At 70.0% G+C, this 19,452-nt stretch carries 16 protein-coding genes and 1 pseudogene; 9 read left to right on the forward strand and 8 right to left on the reverse strand.

Annotation, left to right across the window (positions count from 1 at the left end; genetic code table 11):
- Positions 1-2: 2 nt before the first annotated feature.
- Together ACFZDJ_RS14385 and ACFZDJ_RS14390 are read left to right on the forward strand one after the other, a co-directional pair.
- Positions 3-398 carry a DUF742 domain-containing protein gene (locus ACFZDJ_RS14385; RefSeq protein ID WP_101407664.1) on the forward strand — a complete coding sequence of 132 codons (396 nt, stop codon included), beginning with the start codon at positions 3-5 and terminating at the stop codon, positions 396-398.
- Between the two features lie 129 nt (positions 399-527).
- Positions 528-1,133, forward strand: coding sequence for an ATP/GTP-binding protein (locus ACFZDJ_RS14390; RefSeq protein ID WP_095856070.1), 606 nt, complete (start codon positions 528-530; stop codon positions 1,131-1,133).
- A 40-nt stretch (positions 1,134-1,173) separates the two neighbouring features.
- Here ACFZDJ_RS14390 and ACFZDJ_RS14395 read toward each other — a convergent pair whose 3' ends face one another.
- Entirely contained in the window at positions 1,174-1,602 is a 429-nt protein-coding gene (locus ACFZDJ_RS14395; protein WP_168489729.1) for a PPOX class F420-dependent oxidoreductase, read from the reverse strand.
- Positions 1,603-1,695: 93 nt separating this feature from the next.
- Between ACFZDJ_RS14395 and ACFZDJ_RS14400 the strand changes: the two genes are divergently transcribed.
- Both ACFZDJ_RS14400 and ACFZDJ_RS14405 read left to right on the forward strand, forming a co-directional pair.
- Positions 1,696-2,109: a roadblock/LC7 domain-containing protein gene (locus tag ACFZDJ_RS14400; protein ID WP_168489728.1), complete on the forward strand. Its 414-nt coding sequence runs from the start codon at positions 1,696-1,698 to the stop codon at positions 2,107-2,109.
- Positions 2,110-2,237: 128 nt separating this feature from the next.
- Positions 2,238-3,215, forward strand: a complete 978-nt coding sequence (locus tag ACFZDJ_RS14405; protein ID WP_391059059.1) for a DUF6397 family protein — start codon at positions 2,238-2,240, stop codon at positions 3,213-3,215.
- An 81-nt stretch (positions 3,216-3,296) separates the two neighbouring features.
- Here the strand turns inward: ACFZDJ_RS14405 and ACFZDJ_RS14410 are convergent, their stop codons facing one another.
- Both ACFZDJ_RS14410 and ACFZDJ_RS14415 read right to left on the reverse strand, forming a co-directional pair.
- Positions 3,297-4,163 (reverse strand): acyl-CoA thioesterase II, encoded by an 867-nt coding sequence (locus tag ACFZDJ_RS14410; RefSeq protein WP_168506593.1) that lies wholly within the window; start codon positions 4,161-4,163, stop codon positions 3,297-3,299.
- 19 nt (positions 4,164-4,182) lie between these two features.
- Positions 4,183-6,696, reverse strand: a complete 2,514-nt coding sequence (locus ACFZDJ_RS14415) for a DUF3516 domain-containing protein (protein WP_391059061.1) — start codon at positions 6,694-6,696, stop codon at positions 4,183-4,185.
- Between the two features lie 145 nt (positions 6,697-6,841).
- Between ACFZDJ_RS14415 and ACFZDJ_RS14420 the strand changes: the two genes are divergently transcribed.
- Positions 6,842-7,636: a metal-dependent hydrolase gene (locus ACFZDJ_RS14420; protein WP_384907486.1), complete on the forward strand. Its 795-nt coding sequence runs from the start codon at positions 6,842-6,844 to the stop codon at positions 7,634-7,636.
- A 71-nt stretch (positions 7,637-7,707) separates the two neighbouring features.
- Here ACFZDJ_RS14420 and ACFZDJ_RS14425 read toward each other — a convergent pair whose 3' ends face one another.
- The 4 genes from ACFZDJ_RS14425 to ACFZDJ_RS14440 all read right to left on the reverse strand — a co-directional run bounded on the left by ACFZDJ_RS14425 (position 7,708) and on the right by ACFZDJ_RS14440 (position 12,386).
- Complete coding sequence (locus tag ACFZDJ_RS14425; protein WP_385374715.1) at positions 7,708-7,983, reverse strand: type B 50S ribosomal protein L31; 276 nt, start codon at positions 7,981-7,983, stop codon at positions 7,708-7,710.
- Positions 7,984-8,016: 33 nt separating this feature from the next.
- Complete coding sequence (locus tag ACFZDJ_RS14430) at positions 8,017-8,487, reverse strand: DUF5709 domain-containing protein (RefSeq protein ID WP_099924115.1); 471 nt, start codon at positions 8,485-8,487, stop codon at positions 8,017-8,019.
- 267 nt (positions 8,488-8,754) lie between these two features.
- A complete protein-coding gene (locus ACFZDJ_RS14435) occupies positions 8,755-10,536 on the reverse strand; it encodes an ABC transporter transmembrane domain-containing protein (RefSeq protein ID WP_391059064.1) in 1,782 nt (593 codons plus the stop codon).
- Positions 10,533-12,386 carry an ABC transporter transmembrane domain-containing protein gene (locus ACFZDJ_RS14440; protein ID WP_391059067.1) on the reverse strand — a complete coding sequence of 618 codons (1,854 nt, stop codon included), beginning with the start codon at positions 12,384-12,386 and terminating at the stop codon, positions 10,533-10,535. Before ACFZDJ_RS14440 ends, ACFZDJ_RS14435 begins: the two co-directional genes overlap by 4 nt.
- 334 nt (positions 12,387-12,720) lie before the next feature.
- On the opposite strand from ACFZDJ_RS14440, the gene ACFZDJ_RS14445 reads away from it, so the two are divergent.
- From ACFZDJ_RS14445 to ACFZDJ_RS14455, 3 genes and pseudogenes are all read left to right on the forward strand, one after another.
- Positions 12,721-13,467, forward strand: coding sequence for a L,D-transpeptidase family protein (locus ACFZDJ_RS14445; RefSeq protein ID WP_248296486.1), 747 nt, complete (start codon positions 12,721-12,723; stop codon positions 13,465-13,467).
- A 303-nt stretch (positions 13,468-13,770) separates the two neighbouring features.
- Positions 13,771-15,288, forward strand: a pseudogene (locus ACFZDJ_RS14450) (peptide-N4-asparagine amidase); the annotation flags it as partial.
- A 152-nt stretch (positions 15,289-15,440) separates the two neighbouring features.
- Complete coding sequence (locus tag ACFZDJ_RS14455) at positions 15,441-16,934, forward strand: cation:dicarboxylate symporter family transporter (RefSeq protein WP_391059070.1); 1,494 nt, start codon at positions 15,441-15,443, stop codon at positions 16,932-16,934.
- A gap of 128 nt (positions 16,935-17,062) precedes the next feature.
- Here ACFZDJ_RS14455 and ACFZDJ_RS14460 read toward each other — a convergent pair whose 3' ends face one another.
- A complete protein-coding gene (locus ACFZDJ_RS14460; protein WP_101407650.1) occupies positions 17,063-17,518 on the reverse strand; it encodes a MarR family winged helix-turn-helix transcriptional regulator in 456 nt (151 codons plus the stop codon).
- Positions 17,519-17,633: 115 nt separating this feature from the next.
- Between ACFZDJ_RS14460 and ACFZDJ_RS14465 the strand changes: the two genes are divergently transcribed.
- Complete coding sequence (locus tag ACFZDJ_RS14465) at positions 17,634-19,433, forward strand: ABC transporter ATP-binding protein (protein WP_384919980.1); 1,800 nt, start codon at positions 17,634-17,636, stop codon at positions 19,431-19,433.
- Positions 19,434-19,452 lie beyond the last annotated feature (19 nt).

Raw genomic sequence — 19,452 nt, forward strand, 5'->3', positions numbered from 1 at the left:
AGATGACCGAGGACCTCGCGGGCAGCCAGTGGTACGACGGCGAAGCGGGACCGCTCGTCCGTCCCTACGCGATGACGGGCGGCCGCACCAAACCGGGCCCCACCGGAGTGCGCTTCGATCTGATCGCCCTGGTCACCCTCGACAAGGGCGCACCCGGAGTCGACGAGGACTCCCTGCTCGGCCCGGAACACCGGGCCCTCATCGACCTGTGCCGCACGGAGACGCAATCCGTGGCCGAACTCGCCGCGGGCGCGGACCTGCCAGTGGGCGTGGTCAGAGTGCTGCTCGGCGATCTGCTGGAACTGGGCTGCGTCACCATCAGCCGCCCGGTGCCGCCCGCACAACTGCCCGACGAGCGGATCCTCCGCGAGGTGATCGAAGGACTGAGGGCGCTCTAGATGAACGACGCGACTCTGCATATCCGGGTGAACGACGCGACTCCACGCACGCGCACACACGCACCGACGCATACCCGGCATCGTTCGGCCGGCGCCGACCGCTGCCGCCACTCCCGAGAGAAGTGATCGATGGTCTCCGAGAACTCCGACGCCTCGGCCGACGAAACGACGGCCCTGGCGTTGAAGATACTGGTCGCCGGCGGGTTCGGCGTGGGCAAGACCACCCTGGTGGGCGCGGTCAGCGAGATCAGGCCGCTACGCACCGAGGAACTGCTCAGCGAGGCGGGTCAGTCGGTGGACGACACCGACGGCGTGGACCGGAAGGTCACGACGACCGTAGCCATGGACTTCGGACGCATCACCATCCGGTCCGGCCTCTCCCTCTACCTCTTCGGCACACCGGGCCAGGACCGGTTCTGGTTCCTGTGGGACGAGCTGTCACAGGGCGCGCTGGGGGCCGTCGTCCTCGCGGACACCCGCAGGCTCGAGGACTGCTTTCCCGCGGTGGACTACTTCGAGCACCGGCACATCCCGTTCGTGGTGGCCGTCAACTGCTTCACGGGCGCCCGCGCCTACGGCGCCCAGGACGTGTCCCGCGCCCTCGACCTCGACCGGGGCACGCCCGTGGTGCTCTGCGACGCCAGGGACCGCGACTCCGGGAAGGAGGTGCTCATCCGGCTCGTGGAGTACGCCGGACGGGTGCACACCGCCCGGCTGCTCGACTCCGTCGGTTGAGGCCGGGGAAAAATCGGGCCGAGACCTCCGAAGGAGAGACCTAGGCCGCCATCGAGGCCCAAGCCACGACCTTCTCGATCCTCACACGGACGAGGAGTTCCCCCGGCACGCCGTTGCGCTTCCCGAGCTCCTCGGCCCGGTCCTCACCCATGTAGCGTGCGCCGATCCGAGCTGCCCAGTGACGCAGCTCGGCCAGATCCTCCGACAACTCGGCACGACCCTCCACCACCACGAAGTCGAACGGCGGCTGATCGTCGTCCACGCAGAGGGCGACTCGCCCGTCGCGGGCCAGATTCCGTCCCTTCACACTCTCTTTCGCGGTGTTGAAGACCACGTGGTCGCCGTCCAGCAGAAACCAGATCGGCGCCACGTGCGGACTTCCGTCGGCGCGGACGGTCGACAGCTTTCCGGTGCGGGTGCCCTGGGAGACGAAGGCCCGCCATTGCTCATCGGTCATCTTCTGTGCCATGCGCCCATCCTGCTTGCCCGGAGGGCGGCCGTGGGGAAGGCTGGCTGGTCGGATCCTCCAGCCAGGGGGAAAAGCATCACGGGGAGATGGAGCATGGCGCAGAACACGGGGCTCGGCTGGCTGCTCGACGACCTGACCGAGCGCGTCGAACACGTACGGCACGCGTTGGTGCTGTCCAACGACGGGCTGGTGACCGGCGCGAGCACAGGACTTCGACGTGAGGACGCCGAGCACCTCGCGGCGGTCTCGTCGGGCCTGCACAGCCTGGCGAAGGGCTCAGGTCGGTACTTCGGCGCCGGTCAGGTGCGCCAGACGATGATCGAGTTCGACGACGCGGTACTTTTCGTCACCGCGGCGGGCGCGGGCAGCTGTCTGTGTGTTCTCAGCGCCGCGGAAGCCGACATCGGTCAGGTCGCCTACGAGATGACACTGCTCGTCAACCGTGTCGGCGAACACCTCGGCGTGGACGTCCGCCAACCGGAACGTCCGTCTTCTGTAGACCTCTGACCTGCGGATACGTCATCGCGGTCAGAGTTATCCACAGGCTCGCCGCGAGATCGGCCAAACCGGCTACGGTTTTTCTCGAAGCAAGCGCCCGACGGCGCGAGCACCTCACTCCACGGGGGAGAACCGTCATGTCCGGCAACACCATCACGCAGTCCACCGCCTCGCAGTCCACCACCGCGCAGTCCACCGCATCGAGGGCCGCCACATCGTCGCTCGGACGCGCCGCGCGAGAACTGGAGCTCAAGCGCGGGGAGTTCGACCTCGCTCTGCATCTCGGATGCATCCGCACCGTTCCCGACGAGGGGGGAGGCGGACGCCGCGTCACCCGTGCGGAGATCGAGCGGGTGCGCTCCGAGGACGGCTTCCCCGAGGCATTGCGGGAACGCGTCAAGGCCGTCGGCACCACGGAGGGCGCAGCGCTCATGGGCGTGACGTCCGCCAGGTTCACGCGCTTCGCGCGCTTGGGTCTGGTGGTGCCCGTGAAGTTCTACCTGAACCGGTACAGGGCTGTGGTCTGGCTGTACCTGGGCGAAGAACTTCGCCAGTTCGGGGCGAACGAGCAGAACGCCCCGCTGCTGAAGGGCCGTACACCCGAGGGACTCCGCGACCAGCTGGAAGCCGGCCTGGACCTCCGCCCCCGCAACTGGCGGGGCCGGCACATGGGATTCCTGCTGCGGCAGACCGAGGACCCCTGGGCGCGGGCCGCGATCGTGGCCTCCCTGCTCGACCCCGTTCAGGTGGCCGAGATCGTCAGGGACCCGTACGAGCGCGCGTATCTGAACCGCTTCCGGCCCGAGCGGGCCGCCCACGGCGCCGCGCCGGACACTCCCGCCGCGCACCTCGTCTCGCGCATCATGACGGCCGAGGATCCCGACGAGATCAGCTGGCTCCGTGCCGACCTGGGCCAGGCACTTGTCGAGGCCCGAGAGCTCCGCCCCGCACCCCGCCCGACCCCCAAGGCCCCGCTGACGCCGGTCTCCCCTTCGGCCGCGGCGGCTCCGGCGGCCTCGCGACCGCGCGAAGCCGCCCTCGACGACCGGGCCCCGAGCGTGGAGCCCGAGCGGCCACGGAGGCTCCTCGGGTGGCTGCGCCGCAGAAACCCCTGACGGGGCGCTCCTGCCCGCGACGCCCTGACGAGTCCTCCCCGGACGGCTTCTTCCTGGGGGGCCGGACCCATTCCCGCATCCTTACAGCGCCCGGAAAAGCCCCTCCTGGACGACCGAGACGAGCAGGCGTCCCTCCAGGTCGTAGATGCGCCCGCGGGCCAGCCCGCGACCGCCCGTCGCGATCGGCGACTCCTGGTCGTACAGGAACCACTCGTCCGCGCGGAACGGCCGGTGGAACCACATCGCGTGGTCGAGCGAGGCCATGTCGAAGCCGCGCTGACCCCACAGCGGCTCCACCGGGATGCGGACGGCGTCCAGGAGGGTCATGTCGCTCGCGTAGGTGAGGGCGCAGGTGTGCACCAGCGGGTCGTCGCCCAGCGGGCCGACGGCACGCATCCACACCGCGCTGCGCGGCTCCGCGTCCTTTATCTCCTCCGGGGTCCAGCGCAGTCCGTCCACGTACCGGATGTCGAACGGCTGGCGGCGCGCCATGCGCTCCAGCGACTCGGGAAGCGCGCCCAGATGCTCGGTGATCTCCTGCGAGACCGTCGGCAGCGACTCCGGGTGCGGTATCTCGCGGGCCGGCGGCAGCTGGTGCTCGAAGCTCCCATCCTCAGGCTTGTGAAAGGAGGCGGTCAGATTGAAGATCGTGCGCCCCTGCTGCACGGCGGTGACGCGACGGGTGGTGAACGACCGCCCGTCCCTGACCCGTTCGACCTGGTACACGATCGGCACGCCCGGCCGGCCCGGGCGCAGGAAGTACGCGTGCAGTGAGTGCACCGGCCGGTCGGCTTCGGCGGTGCGCCCGGCCGCCACCAGGGCCTGGCCCGCCACCTGGCCGCCGAAGACCCGCTGCAGTTTTTCGTCCGGGCTGCGGCCACGGAAGATGTTGACCTCGATCTGCTCCAGGTCGAGCAGGTCGACGAGCCTCTCGGCTGGGTTCGTCATGTGTGGGATTCTCCTGTGCTCACAACTGGCCGACGTCGGTGACCTTGACGACCGCGCGACCCTCCGCGTCGGAGGCCACGAGGTCGACCTCCGCGCTGATGCCCCAGTCGTGGTCACCGTTCGGGTCGGCGAAGGTCTGACGGACGCGCCACAGACCGTTCTGCGGCTCCTCCACGATCGACAGCAGCTTGGGGCCACGGGCGTCGGGGCCCGTGCCGAGGTCCTCGTACTCGTCCCAGTACTTGTCCATCGCCTCGCCCCAGGCATCGGCGTCCCAGCCGGATTCGCCGTCCATCTCGCCGAGTTCGTCGACGTTGTCGAGTGCGGCGAGTTCGACACGGCGGAACATCGCGTTGCGGACGAGGACACGGAAGGCGCGGGCGTTCGACGTGACCGGCTTGACCTGGTCGGCCTTCTCCTGGGCCTCCTCGGCCGTCATCTCCTCGGGTTTGGCGAGCTGCTCCCACTCGTCGAGGAGGCTCGAGTCGACCTGGCGCACCAGCTCGCCCAGCCAGGCGATCAGGTCCTCCAGGTCCTCGGACTTGAGGTCGTCCGGGACGGTGTGTTCAAGCGCCTTGTAGGCACTCGCGAGGTAGCGCAGGACAATGCCCTCAGTACGGGCGAGCTCGTAGTGGGAGACGAACTCCGTGAAGGACATGGCCCGTTCGTACATGTCACGGATGACGGACTTCGGCGACAACGGATGGTCACCGACCCACGGGTGGCTCTTGCGGTAGGTGTTGTAGGCGTGGAAGAGCAGCTCCTCCAGCGGCTTGGGGTACGACACGTCCTGGAGTCGCTCCATGCGCTCCTCGTACTCGACGCCGTCCGCCTTCATCGCTGCCACGGCCTCGCCGCGCGCCTTGTTCTGCTGGGCCGCGAGGATCTGCCGCGGGTCGTCCAGGGTGGACTCCACTACGGACACCATGTCCAGGGCGTAGGAGGGGGACTCGGGGTCCAGCAGCTCGAACGCGGCGAGCGCGAAGGTCGACAGCGGCTGGTTGAGCGCGAAGTCCTGTTGCAGATCCACGGTGAGGCGCACGATGCGGCCCGTGGCGTCCGGCTCGTCGAGCTTCTCGACGATGCCGCCGTCGAGGAGCGAGCGGTAGATCGCGATCGCCCGCCGGATGTGCCGCAGCTGCTGCCTGCGCGGCTCGTGGTTGTCCTCCAGCAGATGCCGCATCGCCTCGAAGGCGTTCCCGGGCCGGGCGATCACCGCCAGGAGCATGGTGTGGGTGACCCGGAAGCGGGAGGTGAGTGGCTCGGGATCGGAGGTGATGAGCTTCTCGAAGGTGTTGTCCGTCCAGCCGACGAAGCCCTCGGGAGCCTTCTTGCGGACCACCTTGCGGCGCTTCTTCGGGTCGTCGCCCGCCTTGGAGAGCGCCTTCTCGTTCTCGATGACGTGCTCGGGCGCCTGCGCCACCACGAAGCCCGCCGTGTCGAATCCGGCGCGCCCGGCACGGCCGGCGATCTGGTGGAACTCACGGGCACGGAGCGTGCGCACCCGATTGCCGTCGTACTTCGTCAGCGCCGTGAACAGCACGGTGCGGATCGGGACGTTGACACCGACGCCGAGGGTGTCCGTGCCGCAGATGACCTTCAGCAGACCGGCCTGGGCCAGCTTCTCCACCAGCCGCCGGTACTTGGGCAGCATGCCCGCGTGGTGCACGCCGATGCCATGGCGTACGTACCGGGAGAGGTTGCGGCCGAACTTGGTGGTGAAGCGGAAGTTGCCGATCAGCTCGGCGATCTGGTCTTTCTCCTCGCGCGTGCACATGTTGATGCTCATCAGTGCCTGCGCCCGCTCCACGGCCTGCGCCTGGGTGAAGTGGACGATGTAGACCGGAGCCTGCTTGGTCGAGAGCAGCTCGGTGAGTGTCTCCGTCAGCGGGGTCAGCACGTATTCGTAGGAGAGCGGCACGGGCCGGGTCGCCGAGCGGACCACCGACGTGGGCCGTCCGGTGCGCCGGGTGAGGTCCTTCTCGAACATCGAGACGTCGCCGAGCGTCGCCGACATCAGGATGAACTGCGCCTGTGGCAGTTCCAGGATCGGGATCTGCCACGCCCAGCCGCGGTCAGCCTCCGCGTAGAAGTGGAACTCGTCCATCACGACCTGGCCGACGTCGGCGTGCTTGCCGTCCCGCAGCGCGATGGACGCCAGCACCTCGGCGGTACAGCAGATGATGGGGGCGTCGGAGTTCACGGAGGCGTCGCCGGTCAGCATGCCGACGTTCTCGGTGCCGAACATCTTGCAGAGCTCGAAGAACTTCTCCGAGACGAGTGCCTTGATCGGCGCCGTGTAGAAGGTGACCTCGTCGCGGGCGAGCGCGGCGAAGTGGGCGCCCGCGGCGATCATGCTCTTGCCCGAGCCGGTGGGCGTCGAGACGATCACGTTCGCACCCGAGACCACCTCGATCAGCGCCTCCTCCTGATGGGGGTAGAGCGTGAGACCGCGTTCTCCGGCCCACGACTCGAAGGCTTCGTAGAGGGCGTCGGGATCTGCGGTCTGCGGCAGCTGATCGATAAGGGTCACGCCCCCATCTTGCCTGTCAACCCGCTCGATGGGGGAATCGGATGCTCGTCCGAAGATCACGACCGTTACGCTGTGGCGCCGACGAAGCATCAGCGTATGCGGGCAACTGGACAGCGGCGAAAGAAGAATGGGGCGGGGAACGGCCATGATGGGACCAGCACACTCACTCTCGGGAGCCGCGGCCTGGCTCGGCGTCGGAGCGGCGGCAGCCGCCGCCGGTCACACGATGCCCTGGCCTGTCCTCCTCGTCGGCGCCCTGATCTGCGCGGGTGCCGCGCTCGCCCCCGACCTGGACCACAAGGCGGCGACGATCTCGCGGGCCTTCGGGCCCGTCTCACGGACCCTGTGCGAGATCGTCGACAAGCTCTCCTACGCCGTCTACAAGTCGACCCGCAAGCCGGGCGACCCACGGCGCAACGGCGGCCATCGCACGCTGACGCACACCTGGCTGTGGGCGGTGATGATCGGCGCGGGCACCGCGGTCCTTGCGATCACAGGCGGCCGCTGGGCGGTCCTGGCCATCCTCTTCGTGCACATGGTGCTCGCGATCGAGGGCCTGCTGTGGCGGGCCGCCCGCGGCTCCAGCAGCGACGTCCTGGTCTGGCTGCTGGCGGCGACCAGCGCCTGGATCCTCGCCGGAGTCCTGGACAAGCCGGGCAACGGCTCGGACTGGCTGTTCACCGCACCGGGCCAGCAGTACCTGTGGCTCGGACTGCCGATCGTCCTGGGAGCCCTGGTACACGACATCGGGGACGCGCTGACGGTGTCCGGCTGCCCGATCCTGTGGCCCATCCCGCTCGGCCGCAAGCGCTGGTACCCCATCGGCCCGCCCAAGGTCATGCGCTTCCGGGCCGGCAGCTGGGTCGAGCTCAAGGTGCTCATGCCGGTCTTCATGCTGCTCGGCGGAGTGGGCTGCGCGGCGGCGCTCAACGTCATCTGAGCGAGAGTGTCAGCCCCGCACGCCCGAGGAGGAGCGCCGGCTCCTCGCGCCCGAGCGCGGGGGACAACCCCTCACGCCGTCCCGTCCTTGCCCGCTCCCTGCCCCGCACCGCCGTACCGCCTCTCGAACTGTGCGATCCGGCCCTCCGAGTCCACGGTCCGGGCCTTGCCCGTGTAGAAGGGGTGGCTCTCCGAGGAGATCTCGACGTCGACGACCGGGTAGGTCTCGCCGTCGTCCCACTCGATGGTCTGGTCGCTCGTCGCGGTGGACCGGGTGAGGAAGGCGTACCCGGCGGCGCGGTCGCGGAAGACGACGGCGCGGTAGTCGGGGTGTTTGTCCTGCTGCATGGGTGCTCCTTGGGGGAGAGGGGCGGGGGCCGGTCAGCCGGACGCGGTGTCCTCGTCGACGATGTGCATCGCGGCCTCCTCGGCCGATGCCGCGGCGCCGTCGATGCCGACGTCGGTGGCGATCAGCCCGCTCTCGTCGTCCTCGTGCGCTCCTTCATTGGGGGCGACGAGACGACCGGAGCGGCTGGCGCCCACTTCGTTGTCCCAGGGTTCGCCGTCGGTGCCCTGGCAGTCGCCGATGCCGTCCCCGTCCGGCTCGGCCACGTCGGGCATCTCCTCCGCGAGGCGCTGGTCCAGAGTCTCGCCCTGTCGGCGCTCCGCGGCGGTCACCCCGGAATGCTCCACCGCCCACGGCCGCTCCGGCGGGGACCAGCCCCGGTCGAGCGGGTCACCGACACCGTCGGAGAGCAGGGTGTCCTCGGAGTCGAGCAGCCCCGCGTCGTCCTGTACCTCGGATCCGTCGGGCTGGTAGACGTCGTCTCCCCATCCGTCGACGCTGTTCACGGGTACCTCCAGGTGATGCGGGCGAGCCCGATCCCACCGCGCTCGACGGCGGGCGCGCGGGCCACTCGACACAGGCTTCGCCCTTCGCGAACCGGGTGGTTCCCGGGCGTTCCCCGAGCCGGTGCCGTTATCCAGCCTTCCACTCCGGTTCGGCACTGCGCAACGCCACACGGTCCGAGGCGGTGCGGGCGCGCCCACGGAGGCAGGTCCCGGGCGCCGGTGCGACCGCTGCCGCACACGACCGCGGACCGCACCGGCAGGGCACCCTCACCCGTGCCAGGACCGCCACAGCGCCGCGTAGGCACCGCCCGCCGCGACCAGCTCGTCGTGACTGCCCAGCTCACTGATCCGGCCGTTCTCCACGACGGCGATGACGTCAGCGTCGTGGGCGGTGTGGAGCCGGTGGGCGATGGCGATCACGGTGCGTCCGTCGAGGACGCGGGCCAGCGAGCGTTCGAGGTGGCGGGCCGCGCGCGGGTCGAGCAGCGAGGTCGCTTCGTCCAGAACCAGGGTGTGCGGATCGGCGAGGACCAGCCGGGCCAGGGCGATCTGCTGGGCCTGGGCCGGGGTGAGCGCGAGCCCGCCCGAGCCGACCTCGGTGTCCAGACCTTCGTCCAGGGCCCGCGCCCAGCCGTCCGCGTCCACCGCTCCGAGCGCCGCCCACAGCTCGGCGTCGACCGCTCCCGTCCTGGCGAGCAGCAGGTTGTCGCGCAGGGAGCCCACGAAGACGTGGTGCTCCTGGTTGACCAGGGCCACGTGGGAGCGGACCGCCTCGGCGGGCATCCGGGACAGTTCGGCACCGCCGAGCGTGACGCGGCCGTCCCGGGGTGCGTAGATCCCGGCGAGCAGCCGGCCCAGCGTGGACTTGCCCGCGCCGGACGGTCCGACCAGCGCGAGCCGGGTGCCCGGGGAGACCTCCAGGGAGATCTCGCGCAGCACGTCCACCCCGGCCCGGTAGCCGAAGCGCACCTCGTCCGCGCGCACGTCCCGTCCGTCCGGGACCATCTCCGGGTCGCCCGCGTCCGGCTCGATGTCCCGGACGCCGACCAGCCGGCCCAGCGACACCTGGGCGACCTGCAGCTCGTCGTACCAGCGCAGGATCAGGCCCACCGGATCGACGAGCATCTGAGCGATGAGCGCGCCCGTCGTCAGCTGCCCCACACCGATCCAGCCCTGAAGGACGAAGACCCCGCCGATCATCAGGACCGAGCAGAGGATCACCACGTGCGTGACACCGATGACCGGGAAGAGCACCGTGCGCAGCCAGAGCGTGTAGCGCTCCCAGGCCGTCCACTCCTTGATCCGGCGCTCCGACAGCTCGATGCGGCGCTCGCCCAGGCGGTGCGCCTCGACGGTGCGACCCGCGTCCACGGTCTCGGCGAGCGCGGCGGCGACGGCGGCGTAACCGGCGGCCTCGGAGCGGTAGGCGGACGGTGCGCGCTTGAAGTACCAGCGGCAGCCGATCAGCAGGATGGGCACGGCTACCAGTACGGCGGGGGCGAGCGGCGGCGCGGTCACGGCGAGCCCGCCGAGCAGCAGGGCCACCCACACCACGCCGATGGCGAGCTGCGGTACGGCTTCGCGCATCGCGTTGGCGAGCCGGTCGATGTCCGTGGTGATGCGGGACAGCAGGTCGCCCGTGCCGGCCCGCTCGAGGACGCCGGGCGGCAGCCCGACCGACCGTACGAGGAAGTCCTCCCGCAGATCGGCCAGCATCCGCTCGCCGAGCACGGCCCCGCGCAGCCGCACCTCGCGTACGAACACGGCCTGTACGACGAGTGCCACGGCGAACAGTGCGGCGGTGCGCTCCAGATGGAGCTCCCGCGCGTGGTCCGAGACCCGCTCGACGATCGAGCCCAACAGATAGGGGCCGGCCATCGAGGCCACCACGGCCACCGTGTTGGCGGCGATGAGCAGCAGGAAGGCCCGACGGTGCCGCCGGAAGAGTTCGGTCACGTAGGCGCGTACGGTCGCGGGGGCACCGACGGGCAGGGTGTGCGCCGTCGTCGGGGCCGCCGGGTCGTAGGCCGGTGGCGCCAGGCCGATCATGCGGTCTCCTCGATTTCTTCCAGTTCCTTCAGAACGCCGCTCAGGTCGGCCTCGTCCTCTTTCCGCACGTGGCCGCGCGCGGCCCCGTCTTCTTCCCGCACCCTGCTCCGCGCGGCCTCGTCATCGGTCTCCCGGGTCACCACGGCCCGGTACCGCGGCTCACCGCGTACCAGCTCGCGGTGTACGCCGACCGCCACGACCTCGCCCTCGTGCACCAGAACGACGCGGTCCGCGTGGTCCAGGAGCAGCGGCGAGGAGGTGAGGACGACCGTCGTGCGCCCGGTGCGCAGGGCGCGCACGCCGTCGGCGATCCGGGCCTCGGTGTGCGAGTCGACGGCGGAGGTCGGCTCGTCGAGGACCAGCACTTCGGGGTCCGTGATCAGCGACCGGGCCAGGGCCAGGCGCTGGCGCTGGCCGCCGGAGAGGGAGCGTCCGCGTTCGGTGATGCGGGCCTGCATCGGGTCCCCGGCGTCCAACGACCCCTGGGTGAGCGCGTCCAGGACGTCGCCGCACTGCGCGGCGGTCAGCGCGGCCTCGGCGCTGACGAGACCGGAGGAAGGCACGTCGAGCAGGTCGCGCAGCGAGCCGGACAGCAGCACCGGGTCCTTGTCCTGGACGAGGACGGCCGTACGGGCGGAGTCGAGCGGCAAGTCGTCGAGGGGTACGCCTCCGAGGAGCACCGAGGTGCCCCCCTCCGTGGGGTGGCCACCCAGCCGCGCGGCGAGCACACCCGCCGCGTCCGGGTCGCCGCACACCACGGCGGTGAGCCGCCCGGCGGGCGCGAGCAGCCCGGTCGCGGGGTCGTACAGATCGCCGGACGGCACCTCGGCCGAGCGCGATCCGCCGCTGTCCATGGCCCGTTCCAGGGACAGCACCCGGGCGGCGCGCTGGGCGGACGGGCGGGAGAAGGAGTAGGCCATCGCGATCTCCTCGAAGTGTCGCAATGGGTAGGTGAGCAGCATGACCGCGCTGTACACGGTGACGAGTTCGCCGACCGTGATCCGGCCGTCGCGGGCCAGGTGAACGCCGCGCCAGATGACGGCGATCATCAGCAGGCCGGGCAACAGCACCTGGATGGCCGAGATCAGCGACCACATCCGGGCGCTGCGCACGGCCGCGTGGCGGACCTCCTGGGAGGCGCGGCGGTAGCGGTCGAGGAACAGTTGCTCGCCGCCGATGCCGCGCAGCACGCGCAGGCCCGCGACGGTGTCAGAGGCCAACTCGGTGGCGCGGCCGGCCTTCTCTCGCTGGAAGTCCGCGCGCCGGGTGGCACGGGGCAGCAACGGCAGTACGGCGAGCGCCAGGACGGGCACACCCACCGCGACGAGTACGCCGAGCGCGGGCTGGTAGACGACCAGGCCGACACAGACCAGCACGACGGTCAGGGCGGCCGCCGCGAACCGCGACAGGGCCTCCACGAACCAGCCGATCTTCTCGACGTCGCCGGTCGAGACCGCGACGACCTCGCCGGCCGCGACACGTCGCGTCAGGGCGGAGCCCAACTGGGCGGTCTTGTGGGCCAGCAGTTGCTGGACGCGCGCGGCGGCGGTGATCCAGTTGGTGACCGCGGCCCGGTGCAGCATGGTGTCGCCCAGCGCGATGCAGGCGCCGCACAGCACCAGCAGCCCACCGGTCAGGGCGAGTCGGGCGCCGGAGCGGTCGACGACGGCCTGGACGGCGAGGCCGACGCAGAACGGCAGCCCGGAGACGGCCACGAAGTGCAGCAGCCCCCAGGCAAGGGCCTTGAACTGCCCTCCGAGCTGATTCCGGCCGAGCCACCACAGGAATCGGGGACCCGAGCGCGCGTCCGGCACACCCGGGTCGGGATAGGGAAGGTCTTGAATCTGCATGACGTCCCAGTGGCTCGTGTAAGGGGTGGGTCAGGGAATGGGGCCGGGGCGAAGCCGTGGAGCTCCGGCGACCGACCGTGGGGGGTCGGCAGCAAACCGTGAAAGGTTCGCGTCATGGCGCGACCGGAGGCAAACGATTTTTCATCCCAGGACATGGATTCAGGACAGAGGGCCGGGATGCGAGTTCGTGTGACAGGAGTTCGGGGCAGGGGCACCGAGACAAGGCTGGGACCACCTCCGGCCCATCGAAAGTGCGCCCGGAAAGACAACACCTGACCGAGAAGTCGGGGGGGTAGGGGTTATTCGTCCGATACGTGATGCAACGATGGGGCGCATGCGAAAAGACAGTGCGAGGCGTACGGGGTTCACCGCTGTGGCGTGCGGTGCCCTCGCTGTGTTCCTGTCGGCCTGCGGTGGCTCGGGAGGGGGGAGCGGCGCGGTGAAAGACCACGGCGGAGCCGGTGCCAAGGGCGAACAAGCCCCCGCACGCACCGTCGATCTGACCCGGATACCGGAGGTCGGCAACCGCCTGCAGGCCCGGATCCCGTCCGACTCCCACCAGGTGGTGGCGGTCTACGGCGAGGGCAGGGACTCCGCCGACTCCACGGTCGTGCTGTACGAGAAGTCCGGTTCCACCTGGGAGGTGCGGCGTTCCTGGCACGCGCACAACGGGACGAAGGGCTGGACCACCGACCATCACGAGGGCGACAAGCGCAGCCCCGTCGGGGTGTTCTCGCTCACCGACGCGGGCGGAGTGCTCGACGACCCGGGCGCACTGCTCCCGTACGACCACTCGGCGGCTTATCAGGCTCCCCGTGACTGGGCCAGGTCGCACTGGCACGACTTCGACTACGTCGTCGCCATCAACTACAACCGCCGCGTGGGTACCCCGCCGGACAACCCGGACCGCCCCCTGGGTCAGACGAAGGGCGGCAGCATCTGGCTGCACATGGACCACGGCAGCGGTACGTCCGCGTGTGTCAGCGTGCCCAAGTCGGCCATGGAATATCTCCTGCGGACGCTCGACCCGCATCAGCACCCTGTCATCGTGATGGGGGACAAGGCCGATCTGAAGGTGTAGCGGCCGTGGCCGACCGGGCCGCCCCGCGTGGTGCGGTCACCGAGAGCCCATTGCGGGGCGGGCCGACTCCCCCGTAGAACACCGCACATGAGAAGACGGATCGTCATGTCCATGCTCGCTGGAGTGATCCTCTCGGCGAGCACCTTCCTGGGAGCGGGCCCGGCCTCGGCGGCACCGCCGACGGACGCTGTCCGGCCCGTCGGCACCCCCGCCCGGCCGGCGGGTCAGACCGCCGATACGCCCCACGACGCGCTCTCCGAGACGCCCACCGGGACCGCCGCCGAGACGCCCACCGGGACTACCGCCGATACGCCCGCCGAGTTCGGCACCGACTGGCACGACCCCCTGACCGCCGCCCCGCCGGTGGCGAGACCCGCCACCAAGTCCTGCGCGGTGACGGTGGCCGAGGCGCAGTTCCGTGACTTCACGCCGTACCGGGGCACGTACACACCGCCGAGCGGCTGCGGCGACCGCTGGAGCAAGGTCGTCCTGCGGCTCGACGGCAAGGTCAAGGGACGCCAGTTCGACCGGCTCGGCTATCTCCACATCGGCGGCGTGGAGATCCTCCGCACCTCCACCCCGGAGCCCTCGCCCGACGGCATCCAGTGGTCCGTCGAGAAGGACGTGACCAGGTACAGCGACACGTTCCGGAGCGGCGGCGACGTCGAGATGCTCATAGGGAACGTCGTCGACGACACGTACACCGGAGTCCTCGACGTGAAGGTGACCCTGACCTTCTACGCGGAGGGCGGCGCCGTGAAGTCCGCCGCGCCTCCCGACCGTGTCCTCACCCTCCAGGACGGCACCCTCACCACCCCGCGCAACAGCGAGCGCATCGTCGCCGAGGTGTACGCGACCGGCTCCGGCGGCGGCTGCGAGGAGTACTGGTACTTGACGGTGCCCGACCCCGCCCCGTACTCGTGCAAGGCGGACAAGGGCCCCTACCGCGAGGTGCAGATCAAGGTGGACGGCCAACTCGCGGGCATCGCCGAGCCGTTCCCGACCGTGTGGACCGGCGGCTGGTCCAACCCCTTCCTCTGGTACGTGATCCCGGGCCCGCGCGCCTTCGACATCAAGCCGATCGAATACGACCTGACGCCCTATGCCGGTCTCCTCAACGACGGTCGTCCGCACCGGATCGACGTCTCCGTCGTGGGCGTCCCCGCGGGCCAGACCGGATGGAGCGCCCCGGTCGACGTCCTCGTCTGGCAGGACGCGAAGCGCGCGCACCTGAGTGGCGCGCTCACCGAGGTCAGGGCGGGCGACCTCACCAACTCCTCTACGTACACGCCCGGTTCGCAAGAGCGGCTCGACACCGTGGGCGGACACCGGCTGACGACCGCCGGATACGTCGACACCTCGCACGGCCGGGTGTGGACCACCGTGCGCCGCACGCTCGCCAGCACCTCCGCGCACCGATGGACCGACGGAGAGAACACGGATGCGCTCAAGGCCACCTGGACCGACGACGAGACGGTCACCGTCGACGGGCGGGGACCGGTCGGCGTGACGCGCACCCACCGCACGTACACCATGGACGGCACCACGACGCTCGCCGCGGACGACCGGTTGCGGACCGTCCTGACGCTCGGCGACCGGGCCGCGGTCGACGAGACGCGCGGCGGCCGGCGCATCACGTGGTCCCGGCTCGACGACACGTACGCGGGAGACGCGACGTATACCGCGAACGTGCCCCGCGACCAACGGCATGCGGTCGGCACGACGAGCGAGCGCTACCGGCTGTACGGCTCGGACGGCTGCTACGACCGCGTTCTGGTCACCGTGCAGGGAATGCTGACGCGGGACCACAGCGACTGCTGAGCCTGCTGGGGCCCCGGGTGGGGAACGGCAGGTCTGTTCCAGGATTTACATGGACGTGACACAGAGGTATCCGGCGGCACCGGCAACTCCTCAATAGTGATCGCTGCGGAAGGAAGTTTCCGCATACCAGAAGTCCCTTCGGAGGAGTGCCCGTGCCGCCGTCTGTACCGTCCCCGCGACGCGTCGCACGCATACTGCGTACCTCACTGTTCGCGCAGGTCGCCTGCGCGCTCGTCCTCGGAATCGTCGTCGGAAGGCTGTGGCCGGACACGGCCACGACCTTCCAGCCGCTCGGCGACGGATTCGTACGCCTCATCAAGGCGGTCATCTCACCGCTCGTGTTCTGTGTGGTGGTCGTCGGCGTCACCAAGGCCGGTGACCTGAAGGCCTTCGGCCGGATCGGGCTCAAGGCCCTGATCTGGTTCGAGGTCGCGTCCACCGCCGCACTGCTCCTCGGACTGATCGCGGCGAACGTCGTCGGTCCGGGCTCGGGCATGCACGCCGACCCCTCCAAGCTCGACGCCTCGGCCGTCGATGGCAAGACCGGCGGCGGCTCGCTCCCGTCGACCGGCGAATTCATCCTGAACGCGTTGCCGCAGAGCGCGGTCGGGGCCTTCGCCGAGAACTCCCTGCTCCAAGTCCTCGTCCTCGCCTGCCTGGTGGGCGCGGCACTGCTCCACCTCGGCAACACCAAGGTGCCCAAGGTGCTGCCCGCCATCGAGCAGGTCCAGGACGTCGTCTTCGCGATCGTCGGCTTCATCATGAAGCTGGCCCCGCTCGCGGTGTTCGGCGCGATGGTCCACCTGGTGGGGGAGTACGGGCTCGGCGTCATCAAGACGTACGGCAAGCTGATCGTCCTGTGCTACGCGGTCGCGCTGTTGTTCCTCGCGCTGCTCGCCGTCGCCCTGAAGGCGGTCACCGGGCTCAGCCTGTGGAAGTTCGTCCGTTACACCCGCGAGGAGATGCTGCTCGCGCTCGGTACCGCCTCCAGTGAGACGGTCATGCCCCGCATGATGCAGAAGCTGCGCCAGGCGGGCTGCCGCGACGACGCCGTGGGCCTGGTCCTGCCCACCGGCTACTCCTTCAACCTCGACGGCGCCTCGATCTATCTGTCCATCGGTACGTTGTTCATCGCGCAGGCGGTGGGGGTGGATCTGAGTCTGGGCCAGCAGATCACCGTCGTCCTGGTCCTCATGCTGACCAGCAAGGGCATGGCGGGTGTGCCGGGTTCGGCCTTCCTCGCCCTCTCCGCGACGGCGTCCTCGCTCGGTGTCATCCCCGCCGGAGCCGTCGCCCTCCTCCTCGGCGTGGACCGCATCATGGACTCGATGCGCGTCGCCACGAACCTGCTCGGCAACTGCGTCGCCGTCTTCGCGGTGTCCCGCTGGGAGGGCGCGCTCGACACGGAGCGGGCCAAGAAGATGCTGGACGGCGAGATCGCGTTCGTGGAGGAGGACGACGCGCCGCGGACGCCGGAGTCGCCGACGGAAGAACCGGGGTCCGAGTCGAACAGGGCGGACGTCCCCGCCCAGTCGGCCAAGGTGGAAGTCCCCGCCCGTTCGACCAAGGTGGAAGTCCCCACCCACTCGGTCGAGCCGGAAGTCCCCGCCCATTCGGCCAAGGAACCTGCCCCCGAGGTCGGTTGACCGACCCGGGACGGGTCACCGCCCCGGATCCCCGGAACGGGTCGCGCGCACCCACTCCAGTCGTACGGAGTGGGGGCCGCGGCCCGTCGCTTCGTCCGCCGCGCCACGAGCGCGCCAATGACAACCCCTCAGCAGCGCTGCTCAAGCCTGGGCATGCCGTCCACCAGCGTGTCCAGCAGCCCCCCGAGTATTTCGCGCTGCTCGTCCGTCAACGGCGCCAGGATCTCCTCCGCGGCCGACCGGCGTGCGCCGCGCAGCTCCCGCAGTGCCTCGCGCCCCTCGTCCGTGACCTCGATCCGGATCACCCGCCGATTGGTGGGATCGGGGACCCGGCGCACCTTCCCGCTCGCCTCCAGGCCGTCGACCAGCGTGGTCACGGCCCGGGGGACCACCTCCAGGCGCTCGGCGAGATCGGCCATGCGCGGGGGTGAGCTGTAGTGCGCGAGCGTGCGCAGCAGCCGGGACTGGGCCGGGGTGATGCCCAGCTCGCGCTGCTCCAGGTGCCGCTTCTGGATGCGGTGCACACGTCGGGTCAGCCGCAGCAACTGCTCGGCGAGCAGGCCGTCGGCATCGGGGGTGGTCATGCGGGAACAATATCAGGATGCGGTTCATTGTGAGTATAGGTAACAATGAGCTAGGCTCCGCCAGTCATCGTTTGCCTGCCCTGCGTAGCCGTCGTCTCACCTCCCGTAGGAGCCCATGCGTCCCGACCAATCCACCTGGACCCCGTCACCCGCCGAGGGCGAACAGCCACGGCAGGTGCGCCGCATCCTGAAGCTGTTCCGGCCCTACCGCGGCCGCCTCGCGATCGTCGGCCTGCTGGTCGGCGCCTCGTCCCTGGTCACCGTCGCGACCCCCTTCCTGCTGAAGGAGACCCTGGACGTCGCGATCCCCCAGGGCCGCACCGGTCTGCTGAGCCTGCTCGCGCTCGGCATGATCCTCAGCGCGGTCGTCACCAGCATCTTCGGCGTCCTGCAGACCCTGATCTCCACGACCGTCGGCCAGCGTGTCATGCACGACCTGCGCACCGCCGTCTACGGCCGGCTGCAGCGCATGTCGCTCGCCTTCTTCACGCGGACCCGCACCGGCGAGGTCCAGTCCCGCATCGCCAACGACATCGGCGGCATGCAGGCGACCGTGACCTCCACGGCCACCTCGCTGGTCTCCAACCTCACCAGCGTGGTCGCCACGATCGTCGCGATGGTCGCCCTGGACTGGCGGCTCACCGTGGTCTCGCTGCTCCTGCTGCCGGTCTTCGTGTGGATCAGCCGACGCGTCGGCAACGAACGCAAGAAGATAGCGACCCAGCGTCAGAAGCAGATGGCCGCGATGGCCGCCACTGTGACCGAGTCGCTCTCCGTCAGCGGCATCCTGCTCGGCCGCACCATGGGCCGCGGCGATTCGCTCACCAAGGCGTTCGAGGCCGAGTCCGACAGCCTGGTCGACCTCGAGGTGAAGTCGAACATGGCGGGACGCTGGCGCATGTCCGTCATCGGCATCGTCATGGCCGCCATGCCGGCCGTCATCTACTGGGCCGCGGGCATGGCCCTCCAGTTCGGCGGCCCGTCCGTGTCGATCGGCACGCTCGTCGCCTTCGTCTCGCTCCAGCAGGGTCTGTTCCGGCCGACGGTCAGCCTGCTGTCCACCGGAGTCCAGATCCAGACCTCGCTCGCGCTCTTCCAGCGCATCTTCGAGTACCTCGACCTGCCCATCGACATCACCGAGCCGGAGCACCCGGTCCACCTCGACCAGGTCAAGGGCGAGATCCGCTTCGAGGACGTCGAGTTCCGCTACGACGACAAGAGCGGCCCGATCCTCGAGGGCATCGACATCACGGTTCCCGCGGGCGGCAGTCTCGCCGTCGTCGGCCCGACCGGCTCCGGCAAGTCCACGCTCAGCTATCTGGTCCCACGGCTGTACGACGTCACGGGCGGCCGCGTCACGCTGGATGGCGTCGACGTACGGGACCTCGACTTCGACACGCTCGCCCGCGGGATCGGCGTCGTCTCCCAGGAGACGTACCTCTTCCACGCCTCGGTCGCGGACAACCTGCGCTTCGCCAGGCCCGACGCCACCGACGAGGAGCTGCAGGCGGCGGCCAGGGCGGCCCAGATCCACGACCACATCGCGTCACTGCCCGACGGCTACGACACGGTCGTGGGCGAGCGCGGCCACCGGTTCTCCGGCGGGGAGAAGCAACGCCTCGCCATCGCCCGCACGATCCTGCGGGACCCGCCGGTCCTCATCCTCGACGAGGCGACCAGCGCCCTGGACACCCGCACGGAGTACGCCGTGCAGGAGGCCATCGACGCCCTGTCGGCCAACCGGACCACGCTCACCATCGCGCACCGGCTCTCCACCATCCGTGGCGCCGACCAGATCGTCGTCCTGGACTCCGGCCGCGCGGTCGAACGCGGCACGCATGAGGAGCTGTTGGAGCGGGAGGGGCGCTATGCGGCGCTCGTCCATCGGGACGCCCAACTGGAGTCGACAAGATGACGATATGCCGGGTTTATGG

It is taken from the genome of Streptomyces sp. NPDC007896, assembly GCF_042959425.1.
GTDB lineage: Bacteria > Actinomycetota > Actinomycetes > Streptomycetales > Streptomycetaceae > Streptomyces.

Bases quoted from the DNA above. Each gene is read 5' to 3' on its own strand.
- ACFZDJ_RS14385 (WP_101407664.1), top strand. From the start codon at position 3: ATGACCGAGGACCTCGCGGGCAGCCAGTGGTACGACGGCGAAGCGGGA.
- ACFZDJ_RS14390 (WP_095856070.1), top strand. From the start codon at position 528: ATGGTCTCCGAGAACTCCGACGCCTCGGCCGACGAAACGACGGCCCTG.
- ACFZDJ_RS14395 (WP_168489729.1), bottom strand. From the start codon at position 1,602: ATGGCACAGAAGATGACCGATGAGCAATGGCGGGCCTTCGTCTCCCAG.
- ACFZDJ_RS14400 (WP_168489728.1), top strand. From the start codon at position 1,696: ATGGCGCAGAACACGGGGCTCGGCTGGCTGCTCGACGACCTGACCGAG.
- ACFZDJ_RS14405 (WP_391059059.1), top strand. From the start codon at position 2,238: ATGTCCGGCAACACCATCACGCAGTCCACCGCCTCGCAGTCCACCACC.
- ACFZDJ_RS14410 (WP_168506593.1), bottom strand. From the start codon at position 4,163: ATGACGAACCCAGCCGAGAGGCTCGTCGACCTGCTCGACCTGGAGCAG.
- ACFZDJ_RS14420 (WP_384907486.1), top strand. From the start codon at position 6,842: ATGATGGGACCAGCACACTCACTCTCGGGAGCCGCGGCCTGGCTCGGC.
- ACFZDJ_RS14425 (WP_385374715.1), bottom strand. From the start codon at position 7,983: ATGCAGCAGGACAAACACCCCGACTACCGCGCCGTCGTCTTCCGCGAC.
- ACFZDJ_RS14435 (WP_391059064.1), bottom strand. From the start codon at position 10,536: ATGATCGGCCTGGCGCCACCGGCCTACGACCCGGCGGCCCCGACGACG.
- ACFZDJ_RS14440 (WP_391059067.1), bottom strand. From the start codon at position 12,386: ATGCAGATTCAAGACCTTCCCTATCCCGACCCGGGTGTGCCGGACGCG.
- ACFZDJ_RS14445 (WP_248296486.1), top strand. From the start codon at position 12,721: ATGCGAAAAGACAGTGCGAGGCGTACGGGGTTCACCGCTGTGGCGTGC.
- ACFZDJ_RS14460 (WP_101407650.1), bottom strand. From the start codon at position 17,518: ATGACCACCCCCGATGCCGACGGCCTGCTCGCCGAGCAGTTGCTGCGG.
- ACFZDJ_RS14465 (WP_384919980.1), top strand. From the start codon at position 17,634: ATGCGTCCCGACCAATCCACCTGGACCCCGTCACCCGCCGAGGGCGAA.